The sequence below is a fragment of the Peribacillus sp. P4_C12 genome (assembly GCF_056402095.1).
On the sequence record NZ_JBFUIB010000020.1, the window covers coordinates 24240 to 35767 of the forward strand.

Annotated in this window: 12 protein-coding genes and 1 tRNA gene; 1 reads left to right on the forward strand and 12 read right to left on the reverse strand. The window is 38.9% G+C overall.

The window, feature by feature from the left end:
* Nucleotides 1–64: 64 nt before the first annotated feature.
* From gap to AC1DUW_RS06495, 5 genes are all read right to left on the reverse strand, one after another.
* Nucleotides 65–1072 carry a type I glyceraldehyde-3-phosphate dehydrogenase gene (gap, locus tag AC1DUW_RS06475; protein ID WP_053348615.1) on the reverse strand — a complete coding sequence of 336 codons (1008 nt, stop codon included), beginning with the start codon at nt 1070–1072 and terminating at the stop codon, nt 65–67.
* 32 nt (nt 1073–1104) lie between these two features.
* Nucleotides 1105–2139, reverse strand: a complete 1035-nt coding sequence (locus AC1DUW_RS06480; protein ID WP_053348614.1) for a sugar-binding transcriptional regulator — start codon at nt 2137–2139, stop codon at nt 1105–1107.
* Between the two features lie 139 nt (nt 2140–2278).
* On the reverse strand, nt 2279–2521 hold the full coding sequence (locus AC1DUW_RS06485; protein ID WP_236695037.1) for a glutaredoxin family protein: 243 nt from the start codon (nt 2519–2521) through the stop codon (nt 2279–2281).
* Nucleotides 2522–2535: 14 nt separating this feature from the next.
* Complete coding sequence (gene rpoN, locus AC1DUW_RS06490) at nt 2536–3873, reverse strand: RNA polymerase factor sigma-54 (RefSeq protein WP_236695036.1); 1338 nt, start codon at nt 3871–3873, stop codon at nt 2536–2538.
* Nucleotides 3874–4202: 329 nt separating this feature from the next.
* Nucleotides 4203–4274: transfer RNA gene (locus AC1DUW_RS06495), tRNA-Arg, on the reverse strand.
* A 298-nt stretch (nt 4275–4572) separates the two neighbouring features.
* Between AC1DUW_RS06495 and clpP the strand changes: the two genes are divergently transcribed.
* Complete coding sequence (clpP, locus tag AC1DUW_RS06500; RefSeq protein WP_053348613.1) at nt 4573–5178, forward strand: ATP-dependent Clp endopeptidase proteolytic subunit ClpP; 606 nt, start codon at nt 4573–4575, stop codon at nt 5176–5178.
* 97 nt (nt 5179–5275) lie between these two features.
* Here the strand turns inward: clpP and AC1DUW_RS06505 are convergent, their stop codons facing one another.
* The 7 genes from AC1DUW_RS06505 to AC1DUW_RS06535 all read right to left on the reverse strand — a co-directional run.
* A complete protein-coding gene (locus tag AC1DUW_RS06505; protein ID WP_053348612.1) occupies nt 5276–5533 on the reverse strand; it encodes an HPr family phosphocarrier protein in 258 nt (85 codons plus the stop codon).
* Between the two features lie 20 nt (nt 5534–5553).
* Nucleotides 5554–6507, reverse strand: coding sequence for a DNA-binding protein WhiA (gene whiA / locus AC1DUW_RS06510; protein WP_053348611.1), 954 nt, complete (start codon nt 6505–6507; stop codon nt 5554–5556).
* Between the two features lie 67 nt (nt 6508–6574).
* Entirely contained in the window at nt 6575–7561 is a 987-nt protein-coding gene (locus AC1DUW_RS06515; RefSeq protein ID WP_053348610.1) for a gluconeogenesis factor YvcK family protein, read from the reverse strand.
* Entirely contained in the window at nt 7551–8453 is a 903-nt protein-coding gene (gene rapZ, locus AC1DUW_RS06520; protein WP_053348609.1) for an RNase adapter RapZ, read from the reverse strand. The genes AC1DUW_RS06515 and rapZ overlap by 11 nt, the downstream gene beginning before the upstream one ends.
* A gap of 44 nt (nt 8454–8497) precedes the next feature.
* Nucleotides 8498–8956, reverse strand: coding sequence for an 8-oxo-dGTP diphosphatase (locus AC1DUW_RS06525; protein WP_053348608.1), 459 nt, complete (start codon nt 8954–8956; stop codon nt 8498–8500).
* Between the two features lie 561 nt (nt 8957–9517).
* Entirely contained in the window at nt 9518–10465 is a 948-nt protein-coding gene (gene trxB / locus AC1DUW_RS06530) for a thioredoxin-disulfide reductase (RefSeq protein ID WP_098177238.1), read from the reverse strand.
* A gap of 103 nt (nt 10466–10568) precedes the next feature.
* Nucleotides 10569–11528 (reverse strand): tetratricopeptide repeat protein (locus AC1DUW_RS06535; protein ID WP_477642225.1); only part of this gene is annotated, 960 nt, incomplete at its 5' end.

Below are 11528 nucleotides of genomic sequence, written 5' to 3' on the forward strand. Positions count from 1 at the left end.
CAAGTTTTTTTAGAGGTGTTATTAAAAAAACCTCACCTTGGTGAGGTTTTTTTTAATATTCTAATTACAATCCTTTTTTAGCCAAATAGTCGATTAAATCTACAACACGGCTAGAATATCCTGTTTCATTATCATACCAAGATAATACTTTTACCATGTTTCCTTCCATTACCATCGTGGAAAGAGCATCAATTGTAGAAGATGATGCGTTACCGTTATAGTCACCTGATACTAGAGGAAGTTCGCTGTAATCAAGAATTCCTTTTAGTTCTCCTTCTGATGCTTTTTTAAATGCTGCATTAACTTCTTCAGCTGTTACATCTTTTTCAAGCTCTGCAACAAGGTCGACTACAGATACGTTTGGAGTAGGTACACGCATTGCCATACCATTCAATTTCCCTTTAAGTTCAGGAAGAACAAGTGCAACAGCTTTTGCTGCCCCAGTTGTTGTAGGAATGATATTTTCAGCCGCTGCACGTGCTCGACGATAATCTTTATGAGGCAAATCAAGGATTTGCTGATCATTTGTATAAGAGTGAACTGTAGTCATCATACCGCGTTTAATTCCGAATTGTTCATGAAGTACTTTAGCAAATGGAGCTAAACAGTTTGTCGTACAAGAAGCATTTGAAATAACGTGGTGGTTTTCTGCATCATATTTGTCTTCGTTTACACCCATAACGATCGTGATATCTTCATCAGATGCAGGAGCTGAAATAATAACTTTTTTCGCGCCAGCTTCTAAATGTTTAGCAGCATCGGAACGTTTTGTAAAACGTCCTGTAGATTCTACAACTACTTCTACTCCTAGTTCTCCCCATGCTAACTGTGCAGGATCACGTTCAGCCAATACTTTAACCTTATGACCATCAACAACTAAGTAATCCCCATCCACTGTTACTTTTTCATTAAGAGAGCCATGAATTGAATCATATTGCAGAAGGTGCGCTAACATATTAGCATCTGTTAAGTCGTTAATAGCTACAATATCTACCTCAGGATTACTCAATGCTGCCCGAAATACATTACGTCCAATACGTCCAAAACCATTAATTCCAACTTTTACTGCCATGAAAAATTCCTCCTTTTAAGTTCGCAAATATATTAAGGGGTATAATTCCCCTGTATTAACTCTTGTGCTGCCGCTTCATCGGTGATTAAAACCGTCGATGAAGGTGCGCCTTTCATATATGAACGGATTGCTTTTGCTTTAGTTTTCCCACCTGCTACAGTAATCACTCGCTTTTCAGGGCTAAGATCATCTAATTGAATGCCGACAGTCAAAACTTTATGGACAACTTTTCCGTTTTCATCGTAATAATAACCGAATGCTTCTCCTACAGCATTTCCATCAATCAGCTTCTTTAACATTTCTGGTGTAGAATTTCTTCTTTTAGCCATTGCCAAAGCATCACCAATTCCATGGATAATCATATCGGCTGACTTGATTTGGGAAATAACTTCTTTAATTGCAGGTTCTTTCATAAAGGAAGCATATACCTCACCGCTTAATTGATCAGGTACATATAACACTCGGTACGAGGCATGCGTCCTATGTGCCATTTTCTCTACAATGGTATTAGCTTGATTCTGTACAGCTTCACCAATTCCACCGCGAGCAGGGACAAATGTCAATTTCCTTGACGCTTCATCAGGTGACAAAGAATTAGCTACTTCGGCCATTGTTGATCCACCTGTAACAGCAATGGTATTCTTTGATTCCCACTCTTGTTTCATACGGTTTGCACACGCTTTGCCCAATTCTTTTTTCACCCATGGAATTTCATCACAATTACCAGAGACTATGATGACTTCATCAACTTGTAATATGTCCTGCAACTTCCGTTCCATTATGTCAATACCCATTACTTCACGCATTATTCCTTCTAACTTATCCAGGATCTCCATCCCTTCATCAGTGAGAGTCATTCCAGAACTGAATATATTTATCAGGTTCTGACTTTTCAGAAAATCAACCTCACCTCTTAGCGTTCGCTCCGTCAAATTAAGGCTAACTGCCAGACTTCGCCTTCCAACTGGCTGCATCATTTTGATATAACGCAGGATATCATATCTTTTTTGCATAACCATAAGGAAATCAGGTAATAATTTTCTTTGTACCTCGAGTAATGTACGCATGTTTAAAACTCCTAAAAGTTAAAGTTGGACACTTTATGTCCCGTATAGTCATTTAATGTCCCACTTAAAACAAAAAAATATTCCTGCTACATATTTTATTCTAGCAGGAACGGAATGTTTCTTCAAATGATTTGAAAAATTATTTTTCCACAAGCCTATTTAAAGCTGATTTATCAACATTTCCGAATTGAATTATATTACCTTTCCATTCTATAACAGGAATCATAAGCCCGAACTTTTCAAGTAAAGCATCATCTGAATAGATATCAATTTCCGTATATACTATACCTGATTCAAATTTAATCTCTTCAAGAACCTGTTTGGCCTTTTCACATAATGGACATTTTTCCCTGCTGTATAAAACAAACACATTTGATTCCAAATCACTCATCCTTTTCAATCATATCTTTTTCGTTTAGATGAAGAAGGAATCCCTAATTGTTCGCGGTATTTGGCGACAGTTCGACGTGCCAGAATAATTCCATTCTCCTCTTTTAATCGTTCAGCCAAGTCCTGGTCCGAAAGCGGCTTTTGTTTATTTTCACTATCGATCGCTGCCTGGAGGCTTTTTTTTGCTTGCATGCCCGACATATCTTCATCAAGGCCGACAGATTGTAAAGAAGTAGTGAAAAATATCCGCATCTCTATCGTACCAAATGGTGTCTGCACGTATTTCCCTTTAACAGCCCGGCTTACTGTGGACTCATGTATGCCAAGCTCGTCGGCGATTTCTTTCATGGTCATCGGCTTTAAATAATTTAAACCGTGATGAAAGCACGCTGGCTGTTTTTCGACTATACACTGAATAACCTTCAATATAGTCTCTTTTCTCTGTTGAATCCCTCTTGAGATCCATTGGTATTCTTGCCACTTATCCTGGATAAAACGTTGCACTCCCTGGTCCTTATGACTCTTCATTCTGTTTAAATACCCTTTATCCACATTAAGATTGGGTGTGTTACCATCATAATTCCCGACAAGCAGGATTCCGTCACGAACTTCCACGACTACATCCGGCACAATATAGGATGGTTTTTCCTGAAAAAAGAGTGAAGCAGGACGCGGATTCAATGTCTGGACATAATCAAAAACTTCTTGAATCTCCTTCATTGTAACGCCAATTTTTTTACTTAAGTCTTTCCACCGCTTTTCAGCAAAATCGAGGAAATGGTTTTCTATGATCGATTCTGCCAGCAGATTCACACCTTCTGCTTTTACCTGAAGTAAAAGACATTCTTGAAGATTCCTCGCTGCAAGCCCATGCGGTTCGAGTTGCTGTAAAAGTCGTAGGCTCTCTTCTAAAACGACTGAAGATATCCCCGGAACACATATATCTTCCAGCTGGATTCGCAAGTAACCGTTTTCATCAAGGTTATGAATTAAGAGCAACATTGCCTTCTGCTGCTCACCAGAAAGTTGCTGGTGATTCACTTGCGACATGACATGCTGTTCAAGTGAAAGGGTATCTTCACTGATTTGTTCAATCCAATAATTGGCATCATACGTATTTTTAAGAGTTCGTTTACCCTTTTTCCGGTCAAGGGTTGGTTGAAACAAAGCAGATGTTGGCTGATCTAGGGACAGTAATGGATTTTCCACCATTTTATTTTCTAAAAAAGCGGAAAGCTCTTGTGCGGAGTACTGCAACAATGTAATAGCTTGCATCAACTCCTGGGTCATTGCCATTTTTAATGTTTGCTGTTGAAAAAGTCCTGCTTTCATATTCATACTCATCGATTCATCCCTCCCCCATTCCATTTTACATTATCAGGAGAAAATTCTACACAAAAACCCATGAAAACGCTTACGTTTTTTTCTGAATAGTGTGTTTGTTTTAAATACTATATGTCAGGAATGCGATTTTCACAACTATTTTTATTGAGAAATCAACATTTTCCAAGGTTTATGACTAATATTTTCCAAAAGAGGATGACATTACATGATTCGATGGAAATTTACGGAAATCGATTAAATTCATCAAAAATCGCTTGGATCCATCGGATGCCTTCACTTAAAAATGACAAATAAAAAATCCCCCACTTAATTAAGCAAGAGATTGGTAATGCCCTCGGCAGGAATCGAACCTGCATTTCAAGCTTCGGAGGCTTGCGTTCTATCCGTTGCACTACGAGGGCGAAATAGAAGTTCAGTTACTATTTTTTTCGACAGACTTTATTATATGATAGAATGCCTTCCTTTGCAAGGGTTATCAGGTTTAAATCTTCGGCTTTTGGGTATTATGGGTAATGTGGAAATTCATCCCTGTGCGGCATAATTATAAATAAATTTAATTAGGAAGGAGACTTAGCTAGAAAATTGTCGAACAAATTATCAATTATAGGGTTTGTTTTGTTTGACCTAAATTGACCAAAAAGTGTATCATACATACATAAAGAATTTAAATGATTCTCTTAATCGAAGGAGGAAATGAACATGAATTTAATTCCTACAGTTATCGAACAAACAAGTCGTGGGGAGCGTGCCTACGATATTTATTCCCGTTTATTAAAAGACCGGATCATTATGCTTGGAAGCGCAATTGATGACAATGTTTCCAATTCTATTGTTGCTCAATTACTATTTTTAGAAGCAGAAAATCCTGAAAAAGATATTACTTTATATATCAACAGCCCAGGTGGAAGCATCACATCTGGTATGGCTATCTACGATACAATGCAATATATTAAACCAAATGTATCAACTGTATGTATTGGTATGGCTGCTTCTATGGGCGCATTCCTATTGGCTGCTGGTGAAAAAGGCAAACGTTATGCCCTGCCAAACAGTGAAGTCATGATTCACCAACCACTTGGAGGAGCTCAAGGTCAAGCAACCGAAATTGAAATTGCAGCCCGCCGTATCCTTCACTTGAAAGACAAATTAAACCAAATCCTAGCAGAACGTACTGGACAACCTATAGAAGTCCTTCAAAGAGATACAGAACGCGATAACTTCATGACCTCTGAAAGAGCTCTTGAATATGGCTTGATTGACAAAGTCATCACTCGTAGCAATCTTGAAGATAAAAAAGACAAATAATAAAACTAAAGGACTCGAAAGTAGCATAAAGCGACTTTTGAGTCCTTTTTCTTTTATGTGAAAACATTAAGAGGATGCTTGTCGGCATCCTCTTATTTTATCCTTCTTGCTGTACGAATTCTTCTAATGCCTCTATTGCTTCTTTTTCATCACGGCCTTCAACAATAAGCTTGACGGACACGCCAGAGCTAATGGCAAGACTCATTAATCCCATAATACTTTTTGCATTCACTTTTTTTCCTTCTTTTTCAAGGAAAACATCTGAATGAAAGCGGTTAGCTTCTTGAACAAAAAGAGCCGCCGGTCGTGCTTGTAAACCTGTTTTTAGTCGTACTTCTACTTGTTTTTCCACCATCTTGATCTCCCCTGTTAGCTTTATTTTTTCGCAGCAATAGCTTCTCCTCCACGGAGTCTATCAGCTATTTCATCAATTTTTCGCAACCGATGATTAATCCCCGACTTACTGATGTTTCCTCCTGATACCATTTCTCCAAGTTCCTTTAAGGTTATATCCTGAAATGCTATCCTTAGCTCCGCAATTTCCCGAAGCTTATCTGGTAAAATATTTAATCCTACCGTATCCTCAATGTAATGGATATTTTCAACCTGACGCAATGAGGCCCCAATCGTTTTGTTCAAATTAGCTGTTTCACAATTCACAAGGCGATTTACGGAATTACGCATATCACGGACAATTCTTACATCCTCAAACCTTAATAAAGCTGAATGAGCTCCCACAATACTTAAAAACTCAGCAATTTTTTCGGCTTCTTTTAAATAAATGATATACCCTTTTTTACGTTCTAGCGTCTTAGCCTTTAAACCAAACTTATTCATTAGCTCACAAAGCGCATCATTGTGCTCTTTATAAAGTGAGTAAATCTCAAGATGATAGGAAGACGTTTCCGGATTATTGACCGAACCTCCCGCAAGAAATGCACCTCTTAGATATGAACGCTTACAACATTTTTTCCCAACAATAGTATCGGATATAGCATGGAGAATTTCAAAGCCTTCGCCTAAAATTTCTAAATCGGTTAAAATCCGCTGCCCTCCAGATGACATCCTGACAATATAAACATTATTCTTTTTAAGCTTCATCTTTTTACGAACCAGCAGCTCGACCTGGACCTCATAACTTTTTTTCAACAGCGTGTAAATCCGTCTGGCAATCGCTGCATTTTCAGTTTGAATATCCACAACAAGCTTCCGATTAGAAAATGAAAGGGATCCATTCATCCGGATAAGTGCACACAATTCTGCTTTTCCGCAACAATCCTTTCCTTCCAATGTAGTAAGCTCTTTTTTTGTTTCTGAAGCAAAAGACATCCATTTCACCCCCAATCGAACGCAGGTAATCTCTTTTTATTAGTCAAAAAGCAGTCTCCACTTATATCTACGGAACTATATGGCTTTTCGTTTCATTTACAAGCATATTATAAAGCAAATCTGCCACTTTTTTAGTGTCATGGCGTATTACATTACCTTCATAGCTAAAAATGCGTTCTTGTATGATTTCAAGACCCATTCTTTTTAAACTTTCCACATCGTACACAACCGGTTTGGCATATTCAGCTTTATAACGTTCCTGAATTTCAGACGGTATTTCCTCATTATTAACAAGTATCCTGTCAATATATGCATTTCCCATATGATCATATATAGCTTTTATATGATCGCTTGCGCTATAATCCAGCGTCTCGCCTGCTTGTGTCATTAAATTGCAAATGTACACTTTCTTCGCCTTAGAGCGGCCTACTTCTTCACCAAGATCTGGAACAAGTAGATTAGGCAGAATGCTAGTATATAAGCTTCCTGGACCGATGACGATAAGATCTGCCTGCTTGATTTCTTGGAGAGTTTCACTGAGCGGCTTTATATGTTGGGGCGACAGAAATACTTTTTTTATTTTCTTTCCTGAAAAGGGGATTTTGGATTCTCCAGTAACAATCGATCCATCATCCATTTCCGCTTGGAGAACCACACTTTGGTTGGCAGCTGGCAGTACTTTACCCCGGACATTCAAGAATTTACTCATTTCCTGGATTGCATGGACAAAATCTCCCGTTAATGAGGTCATAGCAGCGAGAATCAGATTCCCCAACGAATGCCCGGACAACTCATTTTTACTCTGAAAGCGATGCTGAAACATTTGCTCAACAAGAGGCTCTACATCTGACAATGCAGCAAGAACGTTACGAATATCACCAGGTGCGGGGATATCCATGTCCTCACGAAGGCGCCCTGAACTTCCACCATCATCAGCTACCGTAACGATTGCTGTTATATCCACTGGATGCTTCTTTAATCCTCTTAATAAAACCGGAAGGCCGGTTCCCCCTCCAATGATCACAACTTTAGGCCGGTTCTTTTTATTTAACATCTTTTACTTTCCCCTTACTTTTTTCGATATCTCTATGAGACACCTGAACCCTGTAATCCTTTTGGAAGTAGTTCGAAATATACTCGGTCAATGCTACAGAACGGTGCTGACCTCCTGTACACCCAATCGCAATAACAAGTTGCGCTTTCCCTTCACGCTTATAATATGGAAGCATAAAGGTAAGCAGATCTGTTACCTTTTCTAAAAACTTTTGTGTCTCACTCCATTTTAAAACGTAGCTAGATACTTCTTCCTCCAACCCCGTCTTTGGCCTCATGTGGTCAATATAGTACGGATTCGGTAGAAAGCGTACATCAAACACAAGGTCTGCATCTATAGGTAGACCATGCTTGAACCCAAAGGACATGACATTGACTGTAAATCCTACACTTTTATCCGTTGAAAATTCTGAAGCAATTTTTTCCCTTAATTCACGTGGCTTCAGCTGTGAAGTATTAAAAATCAACTGAGCCCTGCCCTTTAGTTCATCCAAGAGTTCCCGTTCCATTTTAATACCTTCTAATGGCCGGCCTAATGGAGCTAATGGATGGGTCCTTCTCGTTTCCTTATATCGACGGACCAAGGAATCATCATCAGCTTCAAGAAAAAGAATTCTTGGTGAAACCGATGATGTTTCTGTTAATTTGTCCAAAGCAAGAAATAAGGAATCAAAAAATTCTCTCCCCCGTAAATCCATAACAAGTGCTACTTTATTCATCTTATTCCCAGAGTCCTTCATTAACTCCAAAAACTTTGGCAATAAAGTGGGCGGCAAATTATCGACGCAAAAAAAGCCGAGGTCTTCAAAACTTTGAACCGCCACTGTCTTTCCTGCTCCTGACATTCCAGTTATGATGACCAATTGCGTTTCATTCATCTGCCCTGTACTCATTTTTCTCCGCCCCCATGTATAGCAATCTTTTTTATACGTAAATATTAACCTGGATCTAGTCGATAAGAAAGCAACTTAAATTCAGGTGTATAGGTAAACGTTCCGTAAATAATTCCACTTCCATGAACCATATAGTCCAGAATGTGAAAATCCCCTTCAGCCATTTTCAGCTTTTTAACATCTTCTATAGGGTGCCAGAAAAGCTCCCCTTCTTCACATACATCTACATTGACACCATCAGAGTCCGTAGCAAAGAAAGTAAACATCATCCATTCTGACAACACCTTATCCCCATCCTTCATAATGAAGGTGAAAATGCCTTTGATGGTAGGGTTTTTTAAATAAACGCCTGTTTCTTCTCGAAATTCTCTTATACAGGCATCACGTATGGATTCTCCGGGCTCCATCTTGCCACCAGGAGCGACCCACCATCCACGTCTTGGTTTTTTTAATAATAAGATTTGATTATCCTTAATCAATACACAGTTTGTGACACGTTGCACGTTCTTCACCTCAAATTGGCCTCTGCTCGACTATAGAAACCTTCACTCTTGCATTCCAGAGATTCAGTTTATATCTTTAAACCGCCGCTAGACATCCATTTGGCGATTTACAAATGCTTATAGTTCAAACAAGCTGTATTTTAAATCTTACCCTTATGAATGATATATGTTTAGTATATCTTATCATTATACTATTTTTGAAATAAGCTAACAATAAAGTAACCTTCCTGCATTGGGGGAATATTCATCTCGTGGAATTACCGAGTGAATTTTTTCTCTAGCTTACCTCCTATTCTTCTCCACTTTCATTCCCTAAATGCAGATGGCTATCTTACTTTCTATTACAACATATTGATTCTCCCTAGAAAATGGTAGGGAAGATATAGTCTTAAAGCAGGAAACGAAAAATAGGACACAGATTCTTAATCTGTGTCCTCAACGTTTTATAATAAAAGGGGGTCAACTTCTACTCTTACTATACCCAATCATTATTTCACTGGTGTTACAACATAATTAAAACAGAATTACGATGTGTAAATTTTTGTATATAAATTATTATACTTAAGCCTTCGGTTGCAACTTTTCTTGAAGTTCTTCCACATAATGCTGAACAGATTGAGCAGCAATACTTCCATCACCTGTTGCTGTAACAATTTGGCGCAAAGTTTTTTCACGAACATCTCCAGCAGCAAAAATACCTGGGACCCGTGTTTCCATCCGATCATTCGTTTCGATGTAGCCTGTAGCATTCAAGATGCCTAATTTTTCAAATGGCTTAGTTAGTGGCAACATTCCGATATAGATGAATACACCGTCTGCGTCCATTACTTTCTCTTCTCCATTTACTGTGGAAACAAGAGTGACACCACCAACTTTACCGCCTTCTTCATTAATTTGCTTCAAAGTATGATTCCAGATGAAGTTAATTTTTTCATTGGCAAACGCACGATCCTGAAGAATTTTCTGTGCACGAAGCTCTTCACGTCTGTGAACGATCGTTACTTTCGAAGCAAAACGAGTTAGGTACACACCCTCTTCAACTGCAGAGTCCCCTCCGCCGATAACGAACAGTTCTTTTTCTTTGAAGAATGCTCCATCACAAACAGCACAATACGATACACCACGTCCGCCTAATTCTTTTTCGCCAGGAACGCCGATTTTCTTGTATTCGGCACCTGAAGAGATAATGATCGAACGAGCTTTAAATTCTTTAGAACCGGCAACAATTGTTTTATACTCTTCCCCGTCGATGATTTCCTTAACATCACCATAGGCATACTCCGCACCAAATTTCTTGGCATGGTCAAACATTTTTGTTGAAAGTTCAGGTCCGAGGATTGTGTCGAATCCTGGATAGTTTTCAACTTCCTCTGTGTTGGCCATTTGGCCGCCTGGTACTCCGCGTTCTAACATCAATGTTGAAAGGTTCGCACGTGATGTATAGACAGCAGCCGTCATCCCAGCAGGACCAGCTCCGATAATAACAACGTCATAAATTTTTTCAGACATGTTCTCACTCCTCCATATTCCATAACAAATGGAACCTTCACTAAGGTTAGTGTTCCCTACCTATTATCCTATATAACAAATAATTTTTCGTCCAAATATCTGCTCACTCTAGGAGCGTTTGAACCAATTTTACATACTTCGATAAGGTCGACACCGATATGAAATGTTTGTCTGCTATTGCCTGCTTGCTCATCTTTTCATTTTTAAGCTGATTCCACACGTATTCGACTGCAGATGCCCAGCCTGCTGGATTATTAAGCTTTTGCTCTGATTTAACCGCTTCTATGAAGACAGAAAACCACATTAAATAGAGCCCAGCTTCATCTAATTGAATCGGTTGAAAATGCTGATATAATAATTCAGCCGTTCGATCGGCAAAATCAATGGGTGTCAGTTGACGATTTTTTGCAGGAGCTTGCACCAGGTCTGCATAATCCCTTTCCAAGTCAGTGAAGTTCTGATTCAGGTTGAGGACCTGGTTTTTCAATAGCTTTTGCTTATGAACCGAATGTTTCAAAAGGAAAATAGCAAACAGTCTTTCTTCAATAAATTCGCTTTCAAGCCGTTTTATAATGGAAGGAAAATGATGTTCAAAACCATCAGAAGTTGCATTCATATCTCCCCAAGGCTCCATGCCTTCTTTTTCCGGATTCATTTCTACAACCTTTTTCCAAGCTTTTCTAGCTGCCTGTTCATGTCCTAAATGGAAGGCCGATATGGTAAGCCAATAGTAGAAGGTCCCATCTCCTTCAAACCCTTGTTTCTGCAATATTTTTAGCCATTTATATGCGGATGCATAGTTCCCGATTAACGCGAAAGTCGCACCAAGCTTGAAGCGATGTTCAGATAACATCGGCCGAATTTTTTCGAGCATTTGTATAAGCTCTTCCACCTTATCCTCATCTTGTTGATAATGATGGAAAACCACCAGGTTACAAAGCGCATGTAAGTTTCCTGGACTTTTTTCAAGTACCTCATCCAACGTTTCAAAAGCTTCATCTACCTGACCAAGGTAAAAATAAGCAAGTGCTAGATTATTATAAGCCGACCAATAATCCTGGTA